Origin of the sequence: Sphingobium sp. (assembly GCA_023266575.1) — a bacterium.
In the GTDB taxonomy this organism is placed as follows: Bacteria; Pseudomonadota; Alphaproteobacteria; order Sphingomonadales; family Sphingomonadaceae; genus Sphingobium.
Map to the genome: position 1 here is coordinate 147,682 of JAHFPV010000007.1, position 25,108 is coordinate 172,789.

General features: G+C 63.6%; 22 protein-coding genes. 8 read left to right on the forward strand and 14 right to left on the reverse strand.

Annotated features, from left to right (window positions below):
• Positions 1 to 2: 2 nt before the first annotated feature.
• The 4 genes from Q0D44_RS09265 to Q0D44_RS09280 form a co-directional block, all read right to left on the reverse strand.
• The gene (locus Q0D44_RS09265; RefSeq protein ID WP_294135689.1) at positions 3 to 752 is read right to left on the reverse strand and encodes a glutathione S-transferase family protein; all 750 of its coding nucleotides are present in this window, start codon (positions 750 to 752) and stop codon (positions 3 to 5) included.
• Positions 749 to 1,516 carry a glutathione S-transferase family protein gene (locus tag Q0D44_RS09270; RefSeq protein ID WP_294135690.1) on the reverse strand — a complete coding sequence of 256 codons (768 nt, stop codon included), beginning with the start codon at positions 1,514 to 1,516 and terminating at the stop codon, positions 749 to 751. Before Q0D44_RS09270 ends, Q0D44_RS09265 begins: the two co-directional genes overlap by 4 nt.
• A gap of 61 nt (positions 1,517 to 1,577) precedes the next feature.
• The gene (locus Q0D44_RS09275) at positions 1,578 to 4,082 is read right to left on the reverse strand and encodes a TonB-dependent receptor (RefSeq protein ID WP_294135693.1); all 2,505 of its coding nucleotides are present in this window, start codon (positions 4,080 to 4,082) and stop codon (positions 1,578 to 1,580) included.
• A 271-nt stretch (positions 4,083 to 4,353) separates the two neighbouring features.
• Positions 4,354 to 4,812, reverse strand: coding sequence for a MarR family transcriptional regulator (locus Q0D44_RS09280; protein ID WP_294135696.1), 459 nt, complete (start codon positions 4,810 to 4,812; stop codon positions 4,354 to 4,356).
• Between the two features lie 112 nt (positions 4,813 to 4,924).
• Here Q0D44_RS09280 and Q0D44_RS09285 point away from each other — a divergent pair, with 112 nt between their 5' ends.
• Positions 4,925 to 6,394, forward strand: a complete 1,470-nt coding sequence (locus tag Q0D44_RS09285) for a carotenoid oxygenase family protein (protein ID WP_294135699.1) — start codon at positions 4,925 to 4,927, stop codon at positions 6,392 to 6,394.
• Positions 6,395 to 6,398: 4 nt separating this feature from the next.
• On the opposite strand, the gene Q0D44_RS09290 is transcribed toward Q0D44_RS09285, so the two are convergent.
• Genes Q0D44_RS09290 through Q0D44_RS09310 form a run of 5 tightly spaced genes read right to left on the reverse strand, consistent with a single transcriptional unit; the run spans position 6,399 to position 12,710 of the window.
• A complete protein-coding gene (locus tag Q0D44_RS09290) occupies positions 6,399 to 7,991 on the reverse strand; it encodes an MFS transporter (protein WP_294135702.1) in 1,593 nt (530 codons plus the stop codon).
• Between the two features lie 8 nt (positions 7,992 to 7,999).
• A complete protein-coding gene (locus Q0D44_RS09295; RefSeq protein WP_294135705.1) occupies positions 8,000 to 9,055 on the reverse strand; it encodes an amidohydrolase family protein in 1,056 nt (351 codons plus the stop codon).
• Positions 9,056 to 9,058: 3 nt separating this feature from the next.
• Entirely contained in the window at positions 9,059 to 10,486 is a 1,428-nt protein-coding gene (locus Q0D44_RS09300; RefSeq protein WP_294135708.1) for an NAD-dependent succinate-semialdehyde dehydrogenase, read from the reverse strand.
• A 5-nt stretch (positions 10,487 to 10,491) separates the two neighbouring features.
• Positions 10,492 to 11,250, reverse strand: a complete 759-nt coding sequence (locus tag Q0D44_RS09305; protein WP_294135715.1) for a nuclear transport factor 2 family protein — start codon at positions 11,248 to 11,250, stop codon at positions 10,492 to 10,494.
• A 44-nt stretch (positions 11,251 to 11,294) separates the two neighbouring features.
• The gene (locus tag Q0D44_RS09310) at positions 11,295 to 12,710 is read right to left on the reverse strand and encodes an MFS transporter (RefSeq protein ID WP_294135718.1); all 1,416 of its coding nucleotides are present in this window, start codon (positions 12,708 to 12,710) and stop codon (positions 11,295 to 11,297) included.
• A 134-nt stretch (positions 12,711 to 12,844) separates the two neighbouring features.
• On the opposite strand from Q0D44_RS09310, the gene Q0D44_RS09315 reads away from it, so the two are divergent.
• Positions 12,845 to 13,747 carry an SDR family NAD(P)-dependent oxidoreductase gene (locus Q0D44_RS09315; protein WP_294135722.1) on the forward strand — a complete coding sequence of 301 codons (903 nt, stop codon included), beginning with the start codon at positions 12,845 to 12,847 and terminating at the stop codon, positions 13,745 to 13,747.
• 177 nt (positions 13,748 to 13,924) lie between these two features.
• Here Q0D44_RS09315 and Q0D44_RS09320 read toward each other — a convergent pair whose 3' ends face one another.
• Both Q0D44_RS09320 and Q0D44_RS09325 read right to left on the reverse strand, forming a co-directional pair.
• On the reverse strand, positions 13,925 to 14,500 hold the full coding sequence (locus tag Q0D44_RS09320) for a hypothetical protein (protein WP_294135723.1): 576 nt from the start codon (positions 14,498 to 14,500) through the stop codon (positions 13,925 to 13,927).
• 125 nt (positions 14,501 to 14,625) lie between these two features.
• Positions 14,626 to 15,726, reverse strand: a complete 1,101-nt coding sequence (locus Q0D44_RS09325) for an alpha/beta hydrolase fold domain-containing protein (RefSeq protein WP_294135726.1) — start codon at positions 15,724 to 15,726, stop codon at positions 14,626 to 14,628.
• Positions 15,727 to 15,805: 79 nt separating this feature from the next.
• Between Q0D44_RS09325 and Q0D44_RS09330 the strand changes: the two genes are divergently transcribed.
• On the forward strand, positions 15,806 to 16,261 hold the full coding sequence (locus tag Q0D44_RS09330) for a MarR family winged helix-turn-helix transcriptional regulator (protein ID WP_294135728.1): 456 nt from the start codon (positions 15,806 to 15,808) through the stop codon (positions 16,259 to 16,261).
• A gap of 118 nt (positions 16,262 to 16,379) precedes the next feature.
• Here Q0D44_RS09330 and Q0D44_RS09335 read toward each other — a convergent pair whose 3' ends face one another.
• Positions 16,380 to 17,159, reverse strand: a complete 780-nt coding sequence (locus tag Q0D44_RS09335; protein ID WP_294135730.1) for an SDR family oxidoreductase — start codon at positions 17,157 to 17,159, stop codon at positions 16,380 to 16,382.
• Between the two features lie 144 nt (positions 17,160 to 17,303).
• Here Q0D44_RS09335 and Q0D44_RS09340 point away from each other — a divergent pair, with 144 nt between their 5' ends.
• Positions 17,304 to 18,212 (forward strand): SDR family NAD(P)-dependent oxidoreductase, encoded by a 909-nt coding sequence (locus tag Q0D44_RS09340; RefSeq protein ID WP_294135732.1) that lies wholly within the window; start codon positions 17,304 to 17,306, stop codon positions 18,210 to 18,212.
• Positions 18,213 to 18,219: 7 nt separating this feature from the next.
• Here Q0D44_RS09340 and Q0D44_RS09345 read toward each other — a convergent pair whose 3' ends face one another.
• Together Q0D44_RS09345 and Q0D44_RS09350 are read right to left on the reverse strand one after the other, a co-directional pair.
• Positions 18,220 to 19,491 carry an MFS transporter gene (locus tag Q0D44_RS09345; RefSeq protein WP_119744653.1) on the reverse strand — a complete coding sequence of 424 codons (1,272 nt, stop codon included), beginning with the start codon at positions 19,489 to 19,491 and terminating at the stop codon, positions 18,220 to 18,222.
• Between the two features lie 37 nt (positions 19,492 to 19,528).
• Complete coding sequence (locus tag Q0D44_RS09350) at positions 19,529 to 20,329, reverse strand: 2-keto-4-pentenoate hydratase (RefSeq protein WP_294135733.1); 801 nt, start codon at positions 20,327 to 20,329, stop codon at positions 19,529 to 19,531.
• A gap of 115 nt (positions 20,330 to 20,444) precedes the next feature.
• Here Q0D44_RS09350 and Q0D44_RS09355 point away from each other — a divergent pair, with 115 nt between their 5' ends.
• The 4 genes from Q0D44_RS09355 (at position 20,445) to Q0D44_RS09370 (ending at position 24,741) form a co-directional block, all read left to right on the forward strand.
• Positions 20,445 to 21,497 (forward strand): LacI family DNA-binding transcriptional regulator, encoded by a 1,053-nt coding sequence (locus Q0D44_RS09355; protein WP_119744466.1) that lies wholly within the window; start codon positions 20,445 to 20,447, stop codon positions 21,495 to 21,497.
• 68 nt (positions 21,498 to 21,565) lie between these two features.
• Positions 21,566 to 22,405: a 5-dehydro-4-deoxy-D-glucuronate isomerase gene (kduI, locus tag Q0D44_RS09360; protein ID WP_294135763.1), complete on the forward strand. Its 840-nt coding sequence runs from the start codon at positions 21,566 to 21,568 to the stop codon at positions 22,403 to 22,405.
• Between the two features lie 37 nt (positions 22,406 to 22,442).
• Positions 22,443 to 23,198 (forward strand): 2-dehydro-3-deoxy-D-gluconate 5-dehydrogenase KduD, encoded by a 756-nt coding sequence (gene kduD, locus Q0D44_RS09365; RefSeq protein WP_294135739.1) that lies wholly within the window; start codon positions 22,443 to 22,445, stop codon positions 23,196 to 23,198.
• 1 nt (position 23,199) lies between these two features.
• Positions 23,200 to 24,741 (forward strand): carboxylesterase/lipase family protein, encoded by a 1,542-nt coding sequence (locus tag Q0D44_RS09370; RefSeq protein ID WP_294135742.1) that lies wholly within the window; start codon positions 23,200 to 23,202, stop codon positions 24,739 to 24,741.
• Positions 24,742 to 25,108 lie beyond the last annotated feature (367 nt).

The window sequence follows — 25,108 nt, forward strand, 5'->3', positions numbered from 1 at the left end:
TCTCAGCCCCAGCGGTTAATCTCCGGGCCGGGCGCCCAGATCGCTTCGGGATGAGGCACGGTGGCACGGCCGAGCGCCTGCATTACCGCCGGGCGGGCGCGCAAACGGGTTTCCCAGGCGTCCGTCAGCGGCGAGGCGGCAAAGGCATCCGGCACGATGCCCCGCATCCCCGCCAGCCAGGCGTAGCTTTCCAGATCGGCGATCGAGAAATCCCCCATCAGCCAGTCGCGCCCGTCCGCCAGTTGCGTTTCGATCTTCTCGACCGCCTGCCCGATCTTCGCGCGGCTGTCGGTCAGTTGCGCCTCGTCGGCGCTGCCCGCCACTGCGTCACGCCAGCGTGCGGCAAGGTCGGCGCTGGCGATCCCGGCAGGAACAGCAGTGGGGCGCGCAGTGGCAACGCCAAGGCACGCGGCGGCGGGAGCCACACGCTCGATGACATAGCGGCACCAGGCCATCATCTGCCAGCGGGCATAGGGATCGGCCGGGCGCAGTGCCGGACCATTGCCCACTTCATCGAGATAGCAGGCCAGAAACACGCTGTCGGTCATCGCGACGCCATCGACCACCAACACCGGGCCTTCACCCTCGATCGACTGATCGACCTCAAGCGGGTGGGGCAGGGCGGTCGAATGACGCTCGCCCGCGACCAGGTCAATCGCGCGCAATTCAAGCGCGACATCCTTCTCGAACGCTGCGGCCAGCACGGTGAAAGAGGGGCCATTGGGCTGGCCATGGTACAGGATGGTCGTCATGCCGGTTCGCTTTCGAGCAGGGAGATGCGGCGGGCGAGGTCGGTGCGGCCCAGCGCCCAGCAGGCGCGGGTCGCAGGGCGCGCATAGATGGCGCGCAGCCAGCGCATGATGTTGGGGGTCAGGCTGTCATTGCACAGCTGCGGCTGCGACAGGGGCATGGCGTAGGCAAGGTTGAAGCCGTTTATATCGGCAAGTCCATAACTGTCCGACGCCAGCCATTGTCGCTGGCCCAGCGCCCGTTCGAGATAACCGATGCCAAGCGCCACGCGACGCTGGGATTCGGCCATCTCCTCCGCCGAAAAAGCGCCATTGATCGCCTTGCGCCAGGCAACGCGCCGTTCTGGCATCGGGATGCGGTCGATCGCCGCCTCCAGTTCAGCGGGGTCTTTCTGCCGTACCGAAGGACCGACGAACACGCTCCAGCCGATCATCGAGAAGCTGGGGGCAAGCCACTGGTCGAGGAACTTCATCCACCAGCGGGTGCGCCACTGGTCGACCGGATCGGCGGGCATCAGGCGCGGGCCGTCGAACGCCTCGTCGACATATTCCATGATCGCGGTGGATTCGGTCAGCACATATTGCCCATGGGTCATGGCGGGGATGGTGCCGAGCGGGTTGACCGCCAGATAATCGGGCTTGTGCTGGTCGAAATTCAACAGGTCGAGATAATGGCTGTCGAACGCCACGCCCTTTTCAAACAGCGCCAGCATGGGCTTGCCCGAATTGGCGTTGGGTTCCCAATGGTAGAGGGTAACGTCGGTCATGCCGATAGTGTCTCCATGATCCAGGGGACCGGGCGGCATGGGCCGCCCGGTCAGGCGGGGATTAGAATTTCTTTTTGACCGAAATCGCCCATTCGCGCGGGTTGCCGGGGCGTCCCTTGCGCACGCCCGCGCCTGCGCCACGCAGGTCGAACACCGACAGGAAATAATATTTGTCGAACAGGTTGGTGACTTCCAGCGATATGTCGAGGTCATTGTCCGCATTCGCCCAGGTCAGCCGCGCATTGGCGAGCGTATAGGCTGGCACGAAATTGAGATTGCGGGTCGTGCCGATCACGGATGATCCGGCATATTTCTTGTCCTCATAGGTGACGTCGAAGCGGGGGGTCAGGCTGCCGGCGCTGTCGAGGTCGATCTTGTACTGCGCGCCCAGGCTGAATTTCCAGGGCGGCGAGACTGGCGGATCGTCGGCCGACACGCCGCCCGGATTGGTCGGATAGGCCGCAGCCGGGCTGAGGCTGCCCGCCTTATATTTGAAGTCGAGATAGCTGATCGAGGCGTCGATCGCGAGGCCATCGACCGGATAGGCGGTCAGTTCCGCCTCGAACCCCTTGACCTGCGCATCGCCCGCATTGAGGCGAGCGGCACAGGGCGCGCCGGGGCAGGTCAGCACCGGGATCTGGATGTCGGTATAATCGTTGATGAAGGCCGCGGCATTGAAGCGCAGGCGGCGGTTGAGCATGTCGCTCTTGAAGCCGATCTCATAGGCAATGAGCTTTTCCGGCTGGAAGGCGATGACCTGCTGCGTATTGAAGGGACGCGGATTGCTGCCGCCGCCCTTGAAGCCGGTGGAGACCGACCCATAGACCATGAAATTGTCCGACAGGCGGTAATCGGCCGCGATCCGATAGTCCCAGCGCTTGGCACTATAATGGGCGGTCAACCCCGACAAGGCCGTCACACTTTCGGTCACATTGCCATTACGGTTGTAATCCAGCGTATCGGCGCCCGCATACCCAATGCCATAGGTAGCGCCGACCGGGTCAAGGAAGGCGTTGACGGTGCCGTCATAGTTCAGGCGGAAATAGGTCTGGTCCTTGGACTCGCTGGTGTAGCGCACCCCGCCGCTGATCGTCATCCGCTCCATCGGCTTCCAGGACAGATGCGCGAACACGGCCTTGGCGTCCGCCTTGGTCGGATCGGGTTGCCGGAACTGGAGTGGATAGACCGGAACATAGCGAATGTCCTGAAGGGAGTCGTATGTCGATTTCTGCTTGAAATAATAGCCGCCGACCGTGCCGTTCAGCGTCTCGCCCAGTTCCGCGTTCAGCCGGACTTCCTGACTGAAACTCCAATTTTCCAGATAGTTGCGGCCAAAACCAATATTGGCGGGTGAGATATCGTCGTCGGAATCAAACTGCGTGTCGAAGGCGCGATAGCCAGTGATGGAGGTCAGCGCGAAGGCGTCGCTGAGCTTATAGTTGATCTGGCCCGACACGCCCCAGCCCTGATAGAGGCTGCGGTCCGTACCCCGCGTGGCGGCGAGGGGCGTCCCGGCCGCACCGAACGGATCGACCGGAATGGGCGGCACCCAGACGCCCGCAGGCTGGCCAGTGCCGATATAGTTGCAGTAGCGGCCGCATATGAATCGATTGTCATAGGGGATGCCCGGTGCCGGAATGGTATTGGGTGAATTGACCGTGCTGGTTTCCAGCAAGACTTCACCAGCGATCGTATGTTCGTCGCGGGTATAGTCCCCGATGACGGTTACATCGAGCTTGTCGCTCGGCTCCCAGAACAGGATGCCACGGATCGCCTGATAGCCAACGCCGCCCAGCTTGCTGATGACGCAGTCGCCCGCTGGCTGGGTCGATGCGATACCGCTGCCGGGATTGGCGCAGCCATAGTCAATGCGATCGACAAAGCCCTCCTGTTGCCGTGCGACACCGGAAATGCGCGCCGACAGCGTGCTGGTAATGCCAAAGTCCGCCGCTGCACGGATGCCGATACGGTTACGGATGCCGTAATTGACCTCGACAAAGCCGCCGCCATCACCCGACGGCCGCTTGGAATAGAGCTTGATCGCGCCGCCTTCCGCATTGCGCCCCGCCAGCGTTCCCTGCGGGCCGCGCAAAATCTCGACGCGGTCAAGATCGAGCAGCTCGAACACTGCGCCCGTCAGTTGGGGATAATAGACGTCGTCAATATAGATGCCGACACCCGGTTCATAGGCGGGGTTGAAATCATTCTGGCCCACGCCACGGATGCTGGCGGAAATGGATGGGCCAAAGGACGCGCCCTGGGGCTTGAGCGACACGTTGGGCGCGGCGTCGGCGACCTGGGCCAGATTGACCTGGCTCTTCGCTTCCAGCTCCGCGGCACTGACCGCTGTGATGGAAATGGGCGTGTCCTGAAGCCGCTGTTCGCGGAACTGGGCGGTGACGACGATGTCCGCGACCATGCCCGGCGACAGCGTCTCCTGCTCGGCGGCCTGTGGTGCCGTTTGTGGCGGTGCCGACGACTGCGCCGATGCAGGCGTGGTGATTGCGAGGATGGACGCCGACGCCAACAGGGCGTGCGTCATCGTGGTACGAAGCGCGTACTGCATGGGAAATCCCCTCTCCTAAACCGGCTTGAGATCCGTCCTGCCCGGACGTGACCCGCCAATGACGCTGCTGTGCGTCGATTGTTAGTAAGACATACAATTTTCTGCGTTGCAAGAGCCTCCGTGACCCCGCAACGAATATTGACGCAATATTTGGCAATATTACGAGAGAGCAAATAATGCTGTTATCTATGTTGGTGGTATTGGCAGTAACAGGTTGAAAACAGGTCAATCGACAACTGGTTGAAAAGCCCTGCTTCTGCCGTTCTAGCGGTCAGACATAGACGCGGCGCAGCAACTCCACCAACATCGCCGTTTCGGCCGGACTGAACCGGGCCTTGAGCCAGTTTTCATGCTCGGCAATGCAAGTGCGCGCCGCCGCCAGCGACTCGCGCCCCGCGTCGGTCAGGCTGAGCGTCTGGCGACGACGATCCTGCGTGGATTCGCCGCGTTTCAGGAAGCCGCGATCCTGCATCCGGTTGACGATCGCCATCACGCTGGCCCGGTCCATCTTCAGTCGTCGGCCAATGTCGGCCTGCGCGATGGCGGGCTGATCCTCGATCAGCCACAGCACCGCGACCTGCTTCTGGGTCAGGCCAAGGTCACTGAATGTCTCGGTAAAATGCTGATAGACCGCCGCACTCGCCAGCCGGATGTGGAAACCGACCAGGCCGTCAATGCCGCTGAGGCGTGGGTCGGGGAACAGGGTGAGCGGATCGAGATCCTTGTCCATGGTATTCATAGTAACAGTGTGGAGACTAAAGGGCTGAGCGTCAATCCTGCGGCTTGAAAATATGTGTGGGTTACATACAATGTGATCCACAATCATAAGCAGAGGATCAGCCGTGGCGCATTTCCCCGAAACGCCGTCCTTCACCGGATTCAACACGCCGTCGCGGACCGAGGCGGATATTGCCGATCTGGACATTGTCGGTGCGGTGCCGCCCGAACTGGATGGCGCTTTCTACCGGGTGCAGCCCGACCCGCAATTTCCGCCACGGCTGGGCGATGACATCGCCTTCAACGGCGACGGGATGATCACCATGTTCCGCTTCCATGACGGCCGGGTCGATTTCCGCCAGCGCTGGGCGAAAACCGACAAATGGAAGCTGGAGCACGAGGCTGGACGCGGGCTGTTCGGCGCCTATCGCAATCCGCTGACCGACGACGAGTCCGTCAAGGGCCAGATACGCGGCACCGCCAACACCACCGCCTTCATCCATGGCGGCAAACTCTATGCGCTGAAAGAGGACAGCCCTGCGCTGGCGATGAACCCGGCGACGCTGGAGACGGACGGCTATACCCGCTTTGGCGGCGCGATGACGGGCCAGACCTTCACTGCTCACCCCAAGATTGACCCGGCGACCGGCGACATGATCGCCTTCGGCTATGCGGCCAAGGGGGTGCTGACCCGCGACATGACCTATTATGTCGTGTCACCCGACGGGACGCTGAAACAGGAGCTTTGGTTCGAGCTGCCCTATTATGCGATGATGCATGATTTCGCGATCACGCCCGATTATGCGCTGTTCCATGTCGTCCCCAGCACGTCCAGTTGGGAACGGCTGGAACAGGGCTTGCCGCATTTTGGTTTCGACACGACGCTGCCCGTTTACCTGGGCGTCCTGCCGCGTCGCGCCGATGCGACTGCCGCCGACATACGCTGGTTCAAGCGCGACAATTGCTTTGCCAGCCATGTCATGAACGCCTTTCAGGAGGGGACGAAAATCCATTTCGACACGCCTGAAGCGAAGAATAATATGTTCCCCTTCTTCCCCGACGTCCATGGCGCGCCGTTCAATCCGCAGGAGGCGGCGAGTTTCCTGACCCGATGGACGGTGAACATGGCGTCCAATGGCGATGATTTTGCAGGCACGCGGCGGCTGACCAACATGATGGGCGAATTTCCGCGCATCGACGATCGCTTTACCGGGTTGCCCTATCGCTATGGCTGGATGCTCGTGATCGATCCCGCCCAGCCGGTCGAACTGAAGGGCGGCAGCGCGGGCGGCATGATCATGAACACGCTGGGCATGGTCGATCATGCGACGGGGCAGGAGCAAAAATGGTGGTGCGGGCCGGTCTCGTCCCTCCAGGAACCCTGCTTCATTCCGCGTTCGGCCGATGCGGCGGAGGGGGACGGGTGGATCGTCATGGTGTGCAACCGGTTGGCCGAACATCGGTCCGACCTGTTGCTGTTCGATGCGACCGACATCGCCAAGGGACCGATCGCGCAGGTCCGTGTGCCGATCCGCCTGCGCTTTGGCCTGCATGGCAATTGGGCAAACGCCGACCAGATCGGACTGGCGGCGTAAAGCTTCAGACCGGCTCCCCCGCCGCACGGGCGCGGGGGAGCAGGCTGGCATGATCGCGCTCGACCCGGAACAGGATGATCAGCAGCAGGATGACGATGACCGGCGCGACCCAGTTGATCGCGAGGATCGCCCCGCCCAGATCGCCGCCGCGCGCGTCGCTGATCATGCCCACGACATAGGGACCAGTCCCCAGGCCGAAAATGGTCGAGACGACGACATAGAGGCTGACGGTCAGCCCCCGCATCCGCGGCAACACCTGTTCGAACATCAACGCATAGATGGGTGGCATCCACATCGTCAGGATCAGGCTGTAGAGGGTGAAGCGCAGGTAGAAATCGCCTGCATCCGGGGCGCGATAGACCCACAGAGCGACGAACGGCGATACACCCATGGCGAACAGCGCCACCCATACCCGGCGCGACAGGCGATGCGCGCCGATACGGTCGGACAGGGGACCGGCGATCATCGGGCCGATGATGCCAAGCCCCGCCGAAAGCAGGCCGAACTGCATCCCCGTCACCGCTGGCGACAGGCCATAGGCCTTCATCAGGAAGGATGGGGTAAAGCCCATGACGCCATAGTTGATGACACATTGCAGCGCGCCCGCCGCGATGCAGAGAAGCAGCGAAGGCTTGCCGGTGATGACGGCGAAGGCCACCGGATCGCGCCGTTTGAGATTTTGCAGCAGGTTGGCGATGACGAAAGCGCCAAAGCCGATGACGCTCCACTGGACGACATGCGGGCTGACCGAAAATCCGCCGAGCAGCAAGGGCGGGCGCGGCGACACTATCTGCGCGCCGTGCATCGCGCCAAGCGAAGCGAGGATGATCAGCGCCAGCAAGCCGACATTGAGCGTCCATTCCCTGCCGCTGGCGCGCGCCTGTCGCAGGCTCAGCCAATGGACGCCCGGCGTCACCGCCACCAGTACCGCGAAGCTGGCGCGGAAGGGGTGGGGATCGGGCGGGGTGGCGATACCGTCGATCGCGCCGCGCTGTGGCTCCTTCAGCCGCGCCATCAACATGGCGATGATGAAACCGGGCGCGGCAGCGACGGCGAAAGCGAATTGCCAGCCTGCCAGCCCCAGCGGTGCGCCGCCACCGGCATAGCGCGCGCTCCACCATTGGGCCGCAACCCCGCCGATGATCAGCGATCCGCCAAGACCCATGGCGATGGCCGCCGCAATGACCGCCATGACCAGCCCGCGCCGCTGGTGGGGAAAATAATCATAGGCCAGGCTCGTACCGGCCGGTTGGGCCGCTGCCTCACCGATACCCACGGACAGGCGCGAAAGCATCAGGGTGAAGGAGCCCCCGGCAAAGGCGGCCCCGGCGGTGGCGATCGACCAGAAACTGATGCTGGTCGCCAGCAACCGCGTGCGTATCCAGCCATCGGCCAGCCGCCCCAAAGGCAGGGAGAAAAGCGCATAGAAGAGCGCGAACACCGTGCCGTAGAGCAGACCCATTTCCGCGTCGCCGATATGCAGGTCCGCCTTGATCGCGGGGGCCAATATGGCGAGGATATTGCGGTCGAGCAGGCTGACCATATTGGTCGCCGCCACCAGCGCCAGCGCATAATAGGCCGTCCTGCGCGGTGGCACTATGATGCTCATAGGGCGAACAGGCGCTGGGCGTTGGTCTGCATCAGCTTGCGCTTGGCCGTGTCGGATATGTCGAGCAGGTCATGGGCGCGCACCTCGTCCGGCACATATTGATAGGGATAGTCCATCGCGTACAGCACCCGATCCTCCCCCAGCACTTTTTGCGCAAACTGGATCGCGGGTTCCCATGCCATGCCGCTGGTGGTGACGCTGACATTGCTGCGCATATAGTCGTGGATCGTTTTTTTGAGCGGCTTCATCCGTTCATAGCGCTGCGACCGCACGCCCGCCTGATGCATATAATCCAGCCGATAGAGCCAATAGGGCAACGCCTCCCCCATATGGCCAACAACGATCTGGAGATCGGGATAGCGGTCGAAAATGCCGATGGTGATGAGGCGCAGCAGGTGCATCCCCGTCTCCACGCCAAAGCCGAAGATCGCGCCGTCCAGCCCCGCGTCCAGCATCGGCCCGATCATCGCGTCGGGCGGGGTCGATGGATGGATGTATAGCGGCTGGCCCACGTCAGTGAGCGCGCGGAAGATCGGATCGAATTTGGTATCGTCGAGATATTCGCCCTGGGTATGGCTGTTGACCATCACGCCCTTGAAGCCAAGATCGCGCGCCCCGCGCCGGATTTCGGCGGCGGACCAGTCCGGGTCTTGCGGGGCGATGGAGGTCATGCCGACGAAGCGCGTGGGGTGGGCGGCGCAGCGGTCGGCGAGATGATCATTGGCGCGCGTCACCATCGCCTTGGCCTCTGCCATATCCAGCAGTGGCTGCACGCCGGGCGAGGTCAGCGAGAGGATGGCGACGTCGATCCCGGTCGCGTCCATGTCCGCCAGCCGCCGCTCGCCCAGGTCCAGCAGCCGGTCGACAATCTGCGTCGCGCGGGGCGATGGCGACTGGCCGTAAAAGCCCCAGAGCGACACCATGCCCCGGTCAGCGCTGCCATCGCGCACCATGCGCAGATAGGCGTCGATCTGCTCTCGCGTGGCAAAGGCTTCCTCGGTCGCGATTCGCAGGTAGGCGCGGTCTCCGCCAATATTCAATGCGTGCGTCATGGCTTATCCTTCGTGGATGGCTTTGGTGACGAGGCAGGCGTCAATGCCTTCCGGCCCGTCCTCCGCGCCATGGCCCGACCATTTGACCCCGCCAAAGGGCGAGTCCGACCCGCCGATCATCGCGGTGTTGATTCCCACCATCCCCGCCTCGATCGCGCGCGCGACCCGGCGCTGGCGCGCGGTATCGCTGGTCCAGGCATAGGCGGCCAGCCCATAAGGCAGGCGATTGGCCTCAGCAATCATCGCAGCTTCGTCGGCGAAACTGTTGATAAGCGCTACCGGTCCGAAGGGTTCTTCGTTCATGATCGCGGCGGTCAGCGGCGTGGCGGACAGGACAGTAGGCGCATAGAAATAGCCCGCATTGCCGATCCGCGCACCACCAGTTTCGAGGCGCGCACCCTTCTCCACCGCGTCACCGATCAGCCGGTCCATCGCGTCGAGCCGCCGGGCGTTCGCCATCGGCCCCATGATGCTGCCATCGACCAGACCATCACCAACGACGATCTTCTCCGCCCGCTCGACAAAGCCTGTCAGGAACCGCTCATAAACCCCTGATTCCACAATGAAGCGGGTTGGCGACACGCAAACCTGTCCCGCATTGCGATATTTGCCCGCCACCACCGTATCGAGCGCGCGGTTGAGATCGGCATCGTTGAAGATCAGCACCGGGCCATGACCGCCCAGTTCCATCGTCGTGCGCTTGCAATCCTCCGCCGCCAGCTTGGCCAGATGCTTGCCCACGCTGGTGGAACCGGTGAAGCTCATCTTGCGGATGATGGGGGAGGAGAGGAGATGTCGGGACACTTCGTCCGGCACGCCGAACACCGCCTGCGCGACATCGCCCGGCAGACCTGCGTCAAGCAGGCATTGCAAGATACCCAGCGCCGACGCCGGGGTTTCCTCCGCCGCCTTCAGGATCACCGAGCATCCCGCCGCGATCGGCGCGCCCAGTTTCCGCCCCGGATTGCCGAGCGGGAAATTCCAGGGCGCAAAGGCGGCGACCGGGCCGACCGGCTCCTTCGTCACGGTCGATCGCTGGCCGGCCGGGCGCACCAGCGCGCGGCCATAGAGGCGGAAGGTTTCACCCGCGTAGAAATTGAACAGGCCGACATTCATCATCACTTCGATGCGCGCTTCGGCCAGCGTCTTGCCCTGTTCCAGCGTGGCGATGCGGGCAAGCTGCTCCTGCCGCTCGACCATCAGCCGCGCCGCGCCCTGCAACACTGCTGCGCGCTCCTGCGGCGTCGAGTCACGCCAACGCAGGAAGCCGCGCTGCGCCGCCGCCAGCGCCGAGTCCAGATCCGCCGCGTCGGCCAGCGGCAATGCGGCCAGCGTCTCGCCCGTGGCGGGGTTGACGACGCTGTGCGTGCGCCGTCCCCCGCCAGCAACGCGCTGGCCATCTATCATCAGATATAGCTCTGGATAGGTCATGGGGGTCAGACGCTCACAGCTTCACGGGCAGCGCGTTCACGATCGATGTCGCCCTGCCAGCGTTCCGCAACGATCTCTTCGCCGGTCACCGGATGCTTCATGTGGAAGGGGACGACCTTGTGCGTCGGCCACAGCCAGGCATCCTCGATCAGCGCGTCGGGACCGGTCGGGTCGGCGGGATAGATGTCCTTGGGGAAGGGGACATATTCCGGCCTTGTATTGGCCCAGCCAGTGTCAAAATCGGCGTGCCATTGCGGCAGATAGTTCAGGATCGCGATGCGCCAGATACCGTCCACCTTCCTGTAGGTGTTTTCATAGATGCCGCCTTCCCACCATTGACGCGGCCCCAGCATCGGGTTGGACGGGTCGCAATGATCCTTGTGCCGCCCCGCCTGCATCATCGATCGGGCGCGGGCATGGGCGGTGACTCCATCTTCGGCAATATCGACAATGTCCTGCAACTGCGGATGATCGAGCAGGAAGCCATCGATCGGCCCGTTGGTGCCATGGGTAAAGCGCTTCTGGAACCGATCGACATAGAGGCGGCGTATCCCCTCCTTGCCACGCCAGATGCCGCCGAAGAAGCGCACCTCACCATCGTCGGTGAACAGATCCACCGTCTCGTTGTAGAGGCATTTGTCGATCAGATAGCCGTAGAGATATTGCAGCTTGCGCACGTCCAGCTCATCCTCGCGCCGTTGCAGGCGGCTGGACAGGCTGGCGACGCTCTGTTCGAGTTTGGCGATACGATCTATGTCAGACATTCCACTCTCCCTATTGTATAGGATACTTACATAAATTCTACCTGTCAGGCAGTCTGGGCAGCGATCCGCTCCACCTCTTCGCGATAGGGAGGGATGGCCCGGACCATGCAGAGCGTGGCGATGGGCAGCAGCACGCTGGCCGTCATCACCAGCGCCTTCCACAATTGGGTCGGGTCGCCGACCAGATAGTCCTGCACCAGCCCGACCAGGAAGCTGCCCATCGCGCCGAAGAAGGTGAACATGAACAGGTAGATCGCCGTCACCTGCCCCCGCATGGCGTTGGGGGCGACCCGCTGGATCGCGGCATTTTGCGGCACGGCGCCTGCCATGCCGAACATCGCGCCGACGCTCGACACCGCCAGCGACGCATAGCCATTGGGCATCAGCGGCGCGAGGATGGCGCAGACGGTGACGCAGCCAAAGAAGATCGCGGCAGCCCGCACATTGGCGTCGGCATGGCGCTTGGCCAGCCATTCGACGAACACCCCGCCCAGCAGCAGGCCGAGCAGCGAGGCGACCAATGTCATCGACCCCATGACCGCGCCGATCTGCGCCTCGTTCCAGCCATAGGTGCGGATCATGAACGGCACGCGCCAGAATTGCAGGCCGAATACCTCGATCGCGCTCAGCGCCAGTCCCGCAAACAAAGGATAATAGACCCGCCGCTTGGCGTGGATCGCCTTGGCCGCGTCCAGCCCGGTAAATGTCAGGATGCGGCGGCCCAGCGACGCGCGGTCTGGCGGGGTGATGCTATCGGGCGACGCCGCCTGACGCGGCGGTTCCCTGACGGTCAGGAACAGCAAAGCGACCAGTAGCGCGGGCAGGCCTAGCCAGATCATCAGCCATTGCCAGCCCAATATGGTAAGGCCGCCATGGACCGTCGGCGCCCATCCGGCCGCCACGCCGATCAGCATACCGCCGATGATAGGCCCGAGCGTCGTGCCGCCGATGAAGCCGAATTGTAGCAAAGCAAAGGCGCGGGTCAGGATGCGCGGCGGAAATGCGTCGGCCAGCAGCGAATAGGATGCAGGCGCATGGGCCGATCCGCCCGCCGCCAGGAAAACTCGCGTGCCGACAAACTGGGTGAAGCTCTGCGCGATGCCGCCCAGCGCAGTGATGACCCCGATCGCCGCGACCCCGCCCGCCAGCACGAATTTGCGCGGGAAAACATCGGCCAGCCGCGCCAGCGGGATGCCCACGAACAGATAGCAGATGATGCTCGCTGGTCCCGCCAGAAAGCCAAGCTGCGAATCGGACAGGCCGAAATCCGCCTTGATCCGTTCCGCCAGCATCGCGAACACGACCTGTTCGAAAAAGGTCACGAAGGTCGCTAGGATGATGACGAACAAGGCCCAATAGGCCGCCGCCATGGAGTAAGACGGCGCAGCAGCGTCCGTGACCGGGCGCGCCTGGTCCACCCACCGACTCTCGGTCGCGATCGGCGCAGGTGCCAGGGCCACAAGCCTTCTCCTCTTCCTCGCCTGCCCCTGTTGCCGGGGCGATATTTCGGCTTGGCGAATTTGTAAGTGAACTATACGAATATGGCGAGAGTAAAAATTCACGACCGTTAGAAATATGAATGAGGGAGAGAGCGATGCTGAACTTTGAAGGGCGAACCGCTTTTGTGACCGGGGGTGCCAATGGCATCGGCCTGGGGCTGGCCCGTGCCTTGCTGGCGCGGGGCGCGAAGGTGGCGATCGCCGATATCCGCGAGGATGCGATTGATGCGGCGCTCAGGACGCTCGATAATCAGCATGTCATCGGCATCCCGCTCGACGTCGCGTCGCGTGGCGGCTTCGCCGACGCGGCGGAGGAGGCGGAGCGCGCGCTTGGTCCGGTCAGCCTGTTGTTCAACAATGCCGGGATCAACCTGTTCCAGACGATCGACGAATCCAGCTATGACGATTGGGACTGGGTGATGGGGGTCAATCTGCATGGCGTCATCAACGGCGTCATGACCTTTGCTCCTCGCATGAAGGCGGCGGGGTTGGGCGGCTATATCGTCAACACGGCATCAATGGCCAGCTTCCTGTGCGGCGGCGCGCCGGGCATCTACAACACCACCAAATTCGCGGTCCGGGGCATGAGCGAATCCCTGCGCTACAGCCTGGCCCCGCACAATATCGGCGTGTCCGTGCTATGCCCCGGTCTGGTCAAAAGCCACATCTACGCCAGCGACGAAGTGCGCCCGGCGACGCTGAGCGATAACGCAAAGCCGGTGGACAGCAATGCCGTGGCGCGACTGGCCCAGATCCACGAATTTGGCATGGAACCAGACGTGATCGCCGCGCGGACATTGGACGCGATGCAGGAAAACCGCTTCCACATCTTCCCGCACCCCGAATTTGAGGATGAGTTGCGCACCGTGTTCGACGAGATCCTCGCCGACTTCCGCCCTTATCCGGCCGACGCAGGCCACGACCAGCGCGTCGGGTTCGAGAAGATGCGGCGGGAGAGTTACGCCAAGGCGAGACAGGCCGCGCGCGAGAGGACTTAGGACTTGATGACTTTAGGTTGAAATCCCCAACCTCCGTTCGTTTCGAGCGAAGTCGAGAAACGGTGGCGCAGGGTTTCTCGACTTCGCTCGAAACGAACGGACCAAGGTAAAGGCCTTGGGAACAGAGCTATCCTCTGCCTTCACCGAGGAGCAGTGTGCGTGGGTCAAGCGCCTGCTTCAAGCAGCGAACAGATCGCCCTGTCGCGGCCGGGCTGGCGGCGTCGCAGTCTGGCGCGGCGCGCCGACCAGCACGCGCGCCCGTCCGGTCAGCGTATAGACCGCCTGCCGCTGCGCCCCGCGATTGAGGTGATCGACGCGATAGCCCTGATAATGGCGCTTGAGCAGCCCGGCCTTCACCAGCTCGGACGCTGCCCGGCTGAGGTTGGTCTTGCCCGACGCGCGCACCCGCGTCCGTACTTCATCCTGCACCAGCGCCTCATCCACCGCCGCGTCCCCGGTCAGCCGTTCCTCCTTGCGCAATTCCTCGCGCACCCGCTCGACCAGCGCCATGCGCCGGGGATCGCGATGCCCCATCGGCGTCAGCGCGTCGCACAGCCAGTCGCGCAAGGGGACCAGCGCCTTGCCCACCCGCACCATCGGCCCCGCGCTGCCGTCAGGCCTGGCGACGTCCGCGATCAGGGTCAGCAGCATGAAGGCGTAGCGGGGGCGGGAGCAGCAATGCGACAACTGGTCGAGCAGCAACGACAAATCGCTGCCGCCGGGAATGCGAGAGGAAACGGGCGCATGAAACATAAGGTGAATCAAGCATAGTCGGCCCGCCTTGTGAATCCCCTATTTCCGCCGAGTCGCACTTTGTCGTCCGTGACACTTTGCCAGCCGGTAAAGTGTCACGGGGGAGCCTTTACCGGCGTGGCGCACTATGGGCGCTGAAGCTTCAGATAGCGGGTAAAGAATCGCGCCATGACGTCAAAGGCCTCACGCGATTCCGGCAAGGCGGGATCATAGAAAAAGGCGTGGCCCAACCCGTCCCAGATATGCAGGTCGGCATCGACCCCGGCCTTGACCAATTCCTTATGCGTATTGACCGCTGCGCTCATCTCGAAGGCGCGAGTGCCGGTAATCACCAGCGTCGGCGGGAACTGCGCCAATGTCGCGGGCGATGTGATGGGGGAGACGAGCGGGTCGGCCAGGTCGATATCCTTGAAATAGCCGCGACTATCCTCCCGCTGCGCCAATGCCTGGAACGGCCGCCCGAACGCCCGGCTGTCCCCACCCCAGCGCGCATCCGCCGACGCGCAGAAAATGCCGATCGCAGCGGGCAGGGGCAGCTTGTCGCGGATCAGCGCCGCCATGGTTTCGGCGGTCAGCAGTCCGCCCGCCGAGCAGCCGAAGATCGCAATATCCTGCGGCTTATGGGTCTTGAGCAGGTCGCGATAGACGGTCAGCACATCCTGCGTCGCGGCGGGATAGGTGAATTCCGGCGCCTGCCTGTAGGTGATGCTGACAATCTCTACCCCGGCAAGGCCCGCCAGCGGAATCGATTCGAGCATCCCGGTCCCTGTCGCCGCCCCCATGATGAAGCCGCCGCCCGGCAGGTTGAGCAATATCTTGCCCCGATTGGCCTTCGCCACGCCGCCGACAGGGGTCGCGCGGACGGCGGGGATGCCCGCGATCACCTCGTCGCGGGTTACCACCTTGTACATCTGTTTAAGCTTGTCGAGGCGGGGGGCCATGATCTGCGGCATCCGCGCCCGCAGCGTCCCGGCCTGACCCGCCGCGACAGCCCGCATCATCGGTTCTTCAGGATCGGTTGGGGTGCGCGGCAAGGCCTTCTTGGCGGCATCGCTCAGATAGACGGACGGGGGCAGGCGGAAAGAGGGGACGACCACGGTGCCATCCGGTTCGATCGTACCGGGACCAGCCAGCGGCGGCGGTGTTTGCGCCATAGCGAGGGCGGGCAGCGCGCAAACCGCTGCGCTCAGGGCCAATTGACGCACGCTGGACAGTGAGCCGTACATATAAATCTCCTCTACAATTTATGTTATTAAACATAATATGCAGGGTTGAGAGCCGGACGCAAGCGCGTTATCGCGGCATATGTCCAACTCACTGTCGCCTTTGTCCGAACTGGTCGATCCGCTCGACCCGCTGATCGGCTATCACCTGCGCCGCACCACCGTCGCGGTGACAGCGGCGCTGGCCGACCTGCTCCAGCCATTGGGCATCAATGTGGGGGAGGCGACGCTGCTATTGTTTCTGGGGGCCAATCAGGGCTGCACCCAGAGCGACATCGGCCGCGCCCTTCGCGCCCAGCCCGCCAACCTGGTGCCGCTGATCAACAAGCTGGCGCTGCTTGGCGCGCTCGACAAGCAGCCGGGCAAGGGGCGGGCGATCACCCTGTCGCTGACGCCCGATGGCGAGCGGCTCCACGCCAGGGTGAGCGAGGCGTTCGAGCGCCATGAAAGCAAGATCGGCCGGTCGATCCCACCCAATCGGCGCGACGAACTGCTGGCGCTGCTGCGCCAACTCTGCCGCGACGCCTGCCACCCTTAAAAGTCCGACGGCTTTTTATTGAAATGTCCACTTCCGTTCGTTTCGAGCGAAGTCGAGAAACGCAGCGCACAGGTTTCGACTTCGATCGAAACGAACGGAGCAAGGCAGAATTTCCGGTTCAGGCGTCTGGCTCGACCCATGTCGTGGTCAACGCACGGGGCGAGAGATATTTGGTGGTGGTCCAGCCGCCATCGACCACGATCGTCTGCCCATTGATGAACCCCGCGCCGGGCGAACAGAGGAAGGCGATGGTGCTGGCGATATCCTCTACTTCGCCGAGGCGAGGAAAGGGAGTCGTCTCGACATTCACCCGCTTGAACATCTCATCCTCGAACCGGTGCCGCACCATGTCGGTCATGGTGACGCCGGGCGCGACGCAATTGGCGCGAATACCGCGCGGGCCATAGTCGCAGGCGATATGCTGGGTCAGCGCGCCCAGCCCGCCCTTGGCCGCCGAATAGGCGCCGCCACGCCGCCCGCCGATCATCGCATAGGTGGAACTCACATTCACAATGCCGCAGCCCTCGCCCATATGGCCGATGACTTCGCGGCACAGCCGGAACGGCGCGCGCAGCATCAGCCCCAGAAAATAGTCGAGCGTCTCATCGTCCGTCTCGTGCAATGGTTTGGGACTGCCCGCGCCCGCATTGTTGACCAGAAAGTCGATACGGCCAAAGCGCGCCAGCGCCAGCGCGACGATCTGCGCCGGGGCATCGTCAGCCGTGATATCGACCGACAGCGTCGCGATCCGCGCCGGGTCACCAATCACCTGCTCCAGGGTCGCCAGCTTGTCTGCGTCCCGGCCCACGCCGACGATCGCCATCCCTGCCTCGGCCAGCATCTTTGCCGTCGCCAGGCCAATGCCGCTGCCCGCCCCGGTGATGATCGCAACCTGCATCGTTCTTTCCCTTTATCCTGTCTTGGCCCTTTCATATCCGCCTTCCGCGCCCGCCGCGAACCGCTGGAGCGATGCCTTGCCGGGGCGGCTTGAACCGGCGCCAGCGACGGTTCACCCACGGGGTCGATATCAAGGAGCATCGCGATGGCATACTATCGTTTTGACGATCGCGTTGCGGTCATCACCGGGGCGGGCCGGGGGCTGGGCCGCGCCTATGCGCTGCTGCTGGCGGCGCGCGGCGCGAAGGTGATCGTCAACGATCCGGGCGGCGCAATCCGGGGCGAGGGCGGGGACGATGGCCCGGCGGCGGACGTGGTCGCGGAGATCAAGGCACTGGGCGGCGAAGCGATCGCCTGCACCGAATCGGTCGCCACGCCCGAAGGCGGGCGTGCCATCATCGAGAGCGGGCTCGACCATTATGGCCGCATCGACACGCTGATCCATAATGCGGGCAATGTCCGTTACGGGTCGATGAAGGAATTGAGCCAGGAGGATTTCGACGCCGTCCTTGACGTCCATCTGCGCGGTGCCTTCCACGTCACCCGCCCTGCCTTTCCGATCATGTGCAAGGCAGGCTATGGCCGGATCGTGCTGACCTCCTCAATCGGCGGAATTTACGGCAACGAAAATTGCGTCAATTACGGCATGTCCAAATCGGGCATGATCGGCCTCAACAACATATTGGCGCTGGAGGGAGAGGCCGAGGGCGTCCGATCCAACATCATCGTGCCCGGTGCGGTCACCCGCATGGCCGAAGGGATTGACGTATCGGCCTATCCGCCAATGGGACCGGAACTGGTCGCGCCCGTCGTTGGCTGGCTGGCGCATGAAAGCTGCTCGATCACCGGACAGATGCTGGCGTCGATGGCCGGGCGGGTCGCGCGGGTTTTTATCGCGGAAAGCCAGGGCGTCTATCAGCCCGACTGGTCGATCGAGGATGTCGGCAACCGGATCGACGCGATCATGGACAGCGCCGATCCGGTGACGTTCGGCCTGCACGGCCATGTCGATCATATCCGCTACAGCTTCGAACGCGCCGTCGCGGGGAAATAAGGGTCCGCTATATGGAGTTGACCCGTTCCAGCCGTGGCGAAAGAAGATGGACGGCGCCAAGGGCGACGAAATAGGCGCTGCCCGCCACCGCGAAGAGCGGCGTATAGCTGCCGATGCCGTCGAGGATGTAGCCGGCATATTTGGCCATGACCATGCCGCCGATCGCCCCGACCGTGCCGCCGATCCCGACGACCGATCCCACCGCGCCGCGCGGGAACAGGTCCGACGGCAAAGTGTAAAGGTTGGCCGAAAAGGCCTGATGCGCGGCGGTGGCGATGCCGATCACCAAGACGGCAAGCCAAAGGTTATCGATCGACTGGGCAAAGAAGATCGGCAGCACGGCGCAGGCGCACAGCAACATGGTCAGCTTGCGCGCGGCGTTGACGCTCTTGCCAGCCTTCATCAACCGGCCCGACATCCAGCCGCCAAAGATACTGCCACCATCAGACAGCAGGTAGATCGCCACCAGCGGCGGGCCGAAGCTGATCAGGTCGAGGCCATAGCGGGTGCCGAGATAGCCAGGCAGCCAGAAGAGGAAGAACCACCAGATGGGATCAATGCAGAATTTGCCGATCGCATAGGCCCAAGTCTCCTTGACGGTGATCAGCTTGGCCCAACCGATCGGTTCGACCGGGTCGGCGGGGTCCTGACGGATATAGGCCAATTCTTCGGCGGTAACCTTGGGATGCTGGTCGGGGCTGCGGTAAAAGACCAGCCAGGCGATCAGCCAGAGGATGCCGAAAATACCGGTCGCGTAGAATGCAACGCGCCAGCCATAGGCGACGGTCAGCCACGGCACCAGCAGCGGGGTGATGATCGCGCCGATATTGGCCCCGGCGTTGAACAGGCCGATAGCGAACGCGCGCTCCTTTTGCGGGAACCATTCGGTCACCGCCTTGATACCGGCGGGGAAATTGCCCGACTCGCCGACCCCCAGGCCAAAGCGCGCCATGGCGAACTGGGTCACGCCATGCACGCCGCCATGGGCCATATGGGCGATGGTCCAGATGGTGACGGCGATGGCATAGCCAAAGCGCGCACCGATGACATCGACCACCCGGCCAAAGCCCAGATAGCCGACCGCATAGGCCGCCTGAAACCAGAACACGATGTTCGCATAGTCGGTTTCCGACCATTGCATTTCCGCCGACAAGGTGGGCTTCAACACGCCGATCATCTGCCGGTCGACATAGTTGATCGCCGTCGCGGCGAACAACAGCGCGACCACCACCCAGCGGTAACGTCCGACCGGCGGACCCTGCACCCCTGCTTCGTTCATCATCCTGGCTCCTATCTGGCTTGGTCGGCCGCTTGTTTCAGCGCGGCTCTTGTGCGGCAATCGCGCAGTGAAGAACACCCAGCGGGCCGAAATCGGCGTCCACCTTCTGTCCCGGCGTCACCGGATGGACACCCGATACCGCGCCGGTCGATATCCACCAGCCTGCCTTTATCGCGATCCCGCGGGCAATCAGATTTTCGAGCAGGAACTGCACCGATCCGATCGCGCCCAGCGCGAAGGCCGCGGCGGTGCCGCTGCCGACCGCTTCGCCGTCGATGCGGGTCGTCACCAGTTGATCGGCATAAGCGCCGCTGCGCCAGTCGGGCACGGCTGGGCCGATCAGCAGGCCGTTATTATTGCCAAAGTCGGAGACGGTAACAGCCGGGCCGTGGCCGTTGATCCCGGCAAAGGGCGAGCTGGCGATTTCAATGCCGATATGAACAGCGTCGATATGATCGGCCGCCTCCTCCAGGGTGAAATGCGTTTTTCCGGCGGCCGGTATCGTGCCGATGCGGAAGAGAAATTCCGCTTCGACCGCGCCGAAACCTTCGGCAAAGACCAATCCCTGCGCTTGCTCGTCAGCGCTCGATACGGTCGAGGCGAAGATCGGCCCAGCCAGCCGGTCGCAGCCATAGCGATCAGCCAGATCGCCCAATATCCGGCCGACTTTCCAGCCCGCGACCGCCTCTGTCATGCGCGCCAGTGCCGCGTCCTGGACGATATAGGCCTCATCCAGCGTCGCAGGGATTGGGCCTGGATAATCGGCAAGTCCCTGTGCGGACTGTCGTGCCGCCAGAAAACGCTCTGCGGTCGCTTCGGCCGGGCTGCTGGCGCTCACTGCGAAATCCTTTCCATCCTCGTTGATCCTGTCGGTAATGGAAACCGGTGTCATTGACAAGCCGGATCGCGGAGGGTTGCGCTGGCGGGGCGCGTAAACTGCGTTATAAGGCGCTATGGCAAAGCAGAACCAGGATGAGGGACAGGCGCCCAAGCTGACGATCAACGACATTGCCCGCATGGCGGATGTGTCGAAAAAGACGGTTAGCCGGGTCATCAACCGATCGCCGCTGCTGAACCGCGAGACCCGCGACAAGGTGGAGGCGATCATCCGGGAAACCGGTTACGTCCCCAATCCGCAAGCGCGGGCGCTGGCATTGGGGCGTAACTTCCTGATCGGACTGGTCTATGACAATCCCAATGCCCAGATGATCCTTTCGATGCAGCGCGGTATATTGGAAGCGTTGCACGGCACCGAATTCGAACTAGTGATTCGCCCGGTCGATCGCGGATCGAACTTGGTGATGGATGATATTCGCGGATTCGTGACGCGCCAGCGGCTGTTTGGCGTCGTGCTGCTGCCGCCCATGTCGGAAAATGACGCACTGGCGCGAATGCTGGACGAGCAGGGCTGCCGCTATGTGCGGATGGGGTCGGCGGTGCTGGACGATCCCGAACATATGGTGGCGTCCAACGACAAGGAGGCGGTCGCTGACGCAGTCCGCTACCTGATCGCGCAGGGGCATCGGCGGATCGGCCTGATCGCCGGGCCGCACGGTTTCCGGTCCGCGCAGGAGCGGCGCGAAGGCTTTGAGCAGGCGCTCACTGAAGCGGGAATCAGCCTGCCGCGCAGCCTGATCGCTGACGGCCAATATACGTTCGAATCGGGTCTGTCCGCGTCGGAGAGCCTGTTCGACCTGACGCCGCGCCCGACCGCGATCTTCGCCAGCAATGACGAAATGGCGGCGGGCGTGCTGTATGCGGCGCGGATGCGGGGGATTGCGGTGCCGGAGGAATTGTCGATCATCGGTTTCGATGACACGCCGCTCACCACCCGCGTCTGGCCGCCGCTCAGTACAGTGCGCTGGCCTATCGTCGCCATGGGGCGGGCGGCGGCGCTCAAGCTGATCGGCACGGCGATTGGCGAGGGGTCGGAGGTCAACGAGCCGTCGATGTTCAGTTCGACATTGATCCGTCGCGCATCGGTTGCACCGCCCGCCATATCCTGATAGGCGATGTTTCATGACACCGGTGTCCAATAGGACATCTATACTGGATGAAGGACGAGGGGCCGACCATGTTCGACAAGACCTATTACGCGACGCACCCGGACATGATGGAGTGCGTCAGCAATGACGAGCTGCGCGATCGCTATCTGATCGGCGGGCTGTTCCGCGATGGCGAATGCGTGCTGAACTACACCCATGCCGAGCGCTTCGTCATCGGTGGCGTCGCGGTCGCCGATGCGCCGGTCGCGCTCCCCGCCCAGACCGAACCCGCGTCCGCCGCTGGCCACCCCTTCTTGGAGCGGCGTGAACTGGCGATCGTCAATGTGTCGGGCGTCACCGGCACCGTGACCGTCGATGGCAAGAGCTTCACGCTGGGCAACAAGGATTGCCTCTACGTCACCATGGGCGCGAAGGACGTGGTCTTTTCCGGCGCAGGCGCGCGCTACTATCTCGCCTCCTGCCCCGCGCACAAGGCGTTCACCACCCGCCTGATCTCGCTGGCCGACGCCACCACGCTCGAACGCGGCAGCCTGGAGGAATCCAACGAGCGCACCATCTATCAGCTGGTCATCCCCGGCATTTGCGAGAGCGCCCAGCTGGTCATGGGCCTCACGGTGCTGAAGCCCGGCAGCGTCTGGAACACCATGCCCCCGCATATCCATGAGCGGCGCAGCGAGATTTATTTCTATTTCGAGCTGGATGGCCCTGCCGACCGCGTATTTCATTATATGGGCGAGGGCGACGCGATGCGGCACATCGTCATGGCAAACGAGGAAGCGGTCATCTCCCCGCCCTGGTCGATCCATATGGGGTCCGGCACCAAGGCTTATGCCTTCATCTGGGCGATGGCGGGCGAGAATCAGGACTATACCGACATGAACGTGCTGGACATCTGCCAGCTGGCGTAATTCTTCCCTCCCTTCAGGGAGGGGGACAGGAAACCCCATGACCAACCCATTCGACCTCAGTGGCAAAGTCGCCATCGTCACCGGCGCGAATACCGGCATTGGCCAAGCGATCGCCCTGTCGCTGGCACAAGCAGGCGCGGACATCGCCGCCGTTGGCCGCACCCCTGCGCTGGAGACGGTGCAGAAGGTCCGCGCGCTGGGTCGCCGGGCCGAGATCGTCTCGGCGGACCTGTCGTCGATCGAGCCGGTCCAGCGCGTCATCGACGAAACCATCGCCACGCTGGGTGGCCTCCATATCCTCGTCAACAATGCCGGGATCATCCGTAGAGCCGACAGCGTGGACTTTACGGAAGACGACTGGGACGCAGTGATCGACACCAATTTGAAGGTGCTGTTCTTCCTCAGCCAGGCCGCCGGTCGCCACATGATCGGTCAAGGCCATGGCAAGATCATCAACATCGCGTCCCTGCTCTCCTTCCAGGGCGGCATCCGCGTGCCGAGCTACACCGCGTCCAAGAGCGGCGTCGCGGGCCTGACCAAGCTGCTGGCGAACGAATGGGCCGCCAAGGGCGTCAACGTCAACGCCATCGCGCCCGGCTATATCGCCACCAACAACACCGCCGCCCTGCAAGCCGACGAGACCCGCAACCGCCAGATTCAGGAGCGCATCCCCGCAGGCCGCTGGGGCGACGCATCCGACATTGGCGGAGCCGCCGTGTTCCTCGCGTCGAGCGCCGCGGGCTACATCCACGGCCACACCCTCGCCGTCGATGGCGGATGGCTGGCGCGGTAACATGGTCGGCGTCGATCGCCGCCATTTTGTTGCAGGCGCGATTGGCCTGAGCGCTGCGCCCGTTTCCGCTGCGCGGCCTGATCCGGTTATCGCGACGACAAACGGGCGGATCAGGGGTCGGCGGGAGGCGGGACTGCATGTGTTTCGCGGCGTGCGCTATGGGCAGGACACGGCGCAGCGCCGCTTCCAGCCGCCGCTGCCGCCCGAACCCTGGGGCGGGATCTTGGAGGCGACCGCCTTTGCGCCATCCTGCCCGCAGCGGGCGATGCAGGCAGGGACCAGCGAGGATTGCCTGTTCCTCAATATCTGGACGCCGGGGACGGAGGCAGCGGCGAAGCATCCGGTGATGCTCTATATCCATGGCGGCGCCTATGCCAATGGCAGCGTGGTCGATCCGCTGAATGACGGGCGACACCTGGCGGCGGCGGGCGATGTCGTGGTTGTGACGGTCAATCATCGGCTGAATGCGCTGGGCTATCTCTATCTCGCGCGGCTCGATCCGCGCTTTGCTGATAGCGGTAATGTCGGGCAGCTGGACCTGATCCTGGCGCTGCGCTGGGTGCGGGACAATATTGCCGCGTTCGGCGGTGATCCGGCCAATGTGACCCTGTTCGGCCAGTCGGGCGGCGGAGCGAAGATCGCGACGATGATGGCGATGCGTGCGGCCAAAGGGCTGTTCCACCGCGCGATCACGATGAGCGGGCAGCAAGTGACGGCCAGCGGGCCGATCAATGCGTCGCGGCGGACGGCAGCCTATCTCGATCGGCTGGGGGTTAAGCCCGATGCGCTGGCACCATTGCTGACGATGCCGGTGGCGCGGCTGATCGAGGGGCTGGAGGCGATCGATCCGATCCTGGGCGGGGGCGTCTATATGGGGCCGGTGCTGGATATGCGGTCGCTGGCGCGCCATCCCTTCTGGCCTGACGCCGCGCCGCAGGGCAATGCCATTCCGATGGTACTGGGCAATACGCTGGACGAGACGCGGGCTTTTATCGATCCTGACGGGCCGCTGCTGCGGGGGCTGGACTGGGGTAATCTGGCGGCGCGGATGGCGGGGGAGTTGCGGATCGACCTGTCGCCCGAGTGGATCGTGGACCAGTATCGCGCGCGCTTTCCCGACTGGACGGCGGAGCGGATCTTCTATGCCGCGACGACGGCGGGGCGGAGCTGGCCGGGGCAGGTGATCGAGGCGGAAGCGCGGGCGCGGGCCGATGCGCCAACTTGGGTCTATCAGGTCGATTTCCAGTCGCCGACCCAGCCCAAGCGGGGGGCGCCGCATACCATGGACATTGCGCTGGCGTTCGGGACGCTGGATGCGCCGGGGTCTTTCACCGGGACGGGTGTGGGTGCGCGAGCGGCATCGGCGGCGATGATGACGCGATTTGTCGCTTTTGCGCGGGCAGGGCGGGCGGATTGGCCGCAATATCGGCTGGATCGGCGCGCGACGATGATCTTTGACGTCCAAAGCAGGGTCGAAGATGATCCGCGTGGCTGGGAGCGGGAACTGTTTGCGCGGGCGCCCTATATTCAGCCGGGGAGTTGAAAAACAAGGACTTGGGGCCACGCGAAGGCGCGGGGACGCGGAGGGATTGGGAGTGGAACTTCGCTAACTTCGCCCATGTCATCTATGGAGATTTGGGGCGAAGTTTTGGGTCGGCGCGCGCTTGGGGGCGGGGCCGGGTGAGGGGTGTGGACGATGGGAAGGAGCCGGGTTGCGGTATAGCAGGGGGCGGGGGTGTAGGACAGGGGGGTAGGCAAGGGTGGATCGCGGGCGTAGCGAGTTTGTCGTCTAACGACCCAGCCTGTGTGAAAACGCTGCAGATGTAGCTGCTGGAAGGCGATGTCCCGTAGATAGCGGGCAGATTCTGGCGCAATATCCGTCAGGTTGCGATGGCTTTGAGGATTGCCTT

What these genes read in the sequence shown, in the direction of transcription:
- Q0D44_RS09370 (WP_294135742.1), top strand. Translation starts at nt 23,200, where the DNA reads ATGGTCGGCGTCGATCGCCGCCATTTTGTTGCAGGCGCGATTGGCCTG.
- Q0D44_RS09330 (WP_294135728.1), top strand. Translation starts at nt 15,806, where the DNA reads ATGTCCAACTCACTGTCGCCTTTGTCCGAACTGGTCGATCCGCTCGAC.
- Q0D44_RS09275 (WP_294135693.1), bottom strand. Translation starts at nt 4,082, where the DNA reads ATGCAGTACGCGCTTCGTACCACGATGACGCACGCCCTGTTGGCGTCG.
- kduD (WP_294135739.1), top strand. Translation starts at nt 22,443, where the DNA reads ATGACCAACCCATTCGACCTCAGTGGCAAAGTCGCCATCGTCACCGGC.
- Q0D44_RS09295 (WP_294135705.1), bottom strand. Translation starts at nt 9,055, where the DNA reads ATGACGCACGCATTGAATATTGGCGGAGACCGCGCCTACCTGCGAATC.
- Q0D44_RS09280 (WP_294135696.1), bottom strand. Translation starts at nt 4,812, where the DNA reads ATGGACAAGGATCTCGATCCGCTCACCCTGTTCCCCGACCCACGCCTC.
- Q0D44_RS09315 (WP_294135722.1), top strand. Translation starts at nt 12,845, where the DNA reads ATGCTGAACTTTGAAGGGCGAACCGCTTTTGTGACCGGGGGTGCCAAT.
- Q0D44_RS09300 (WP_294135708.1), bottom strand. Translation starts at nt 10,486, where the DNA reads ATGACCTATCCAGAGCTATATCTGATGATAGATGGCCAGCGCGTTGCT.
- Q0D44_RS09320 (WP_294135723.1), bottom strand. Translation starts at nt 14,500, where the DNA reads ATGTTTCATGCGCCCGTTTCCTCTCGCATTCCCGGCGGCAGCGATTTG.
- Q0D44_RS09345 (WP_119744653.1), bottom strand. Translation starts at nt 19,491, where the DNA reads ATGAACGAAGCAGGGGTGCAGGGTCCGCCGGTCGGACGTTACCGCTGG.
- Q0D44_RS09270 (WP_294135690.1), bottom strand. Translation starts at nt 1,516, where the DNA reads ATGACCGACGTTACCCTCTACCATTGGGAACCCAACGCCAATTCGGGC.
- Q0D44_RS09340 (WP_294135732.1), top strand. Translation starts at nt 17,304, where the DNA reads ATGGCATACTATCGTTTTGACGATCGCGTTGCGGTCATCACCGGGGCG.
- Q0D44_RS09265 (WP_294135689.1), bottom strand. Translation starts at nt 752, where the DNA reads ATGACGACCATCCTGTACCATGGCCAGCCCAATGGCCCCTCTTTCACC.
- Q0D44_RS09335 (WP_294135730.1), bottom strand. Translation starts at nt 17,159, where the DNA reads ATGCAGGTTGCGATCATCACCGGGGCGGGCAGCGGCATTGGCCTGGCG.
- Q0D44_RS09305 (WP_294135715.1), bottom strand. Translation starts at nt 11,250, where the DNA reads ATGTCTGACATAGATCGTATCGCCAAACTCGAACAGAGCGTCGCCAGC.
- Q0D44_RS09325 (WP_294135726.1), bottom strand. Translation starts at nt 15,726, where the DNA reads ATGTACGGCTCACTGTCCAGCGTGCGTCAATTGGCCCTGAGCGCAGCG.
- Q0D44_RS09355 (WP_119744466.1), top strand. Translation starts at nt 20,445, where the DNA reads ATGGCAAAGCAGAACCAGGATGAGGGACAGGCGCCCAAGCTGACGATC.
- kduI (WP_294135763.1), top strand. Translation starts at nt 21,566, where the DNA reads ATGTTCGACAAGACCTATTACGCGACGCACCCGGACATGATGGAGTGC.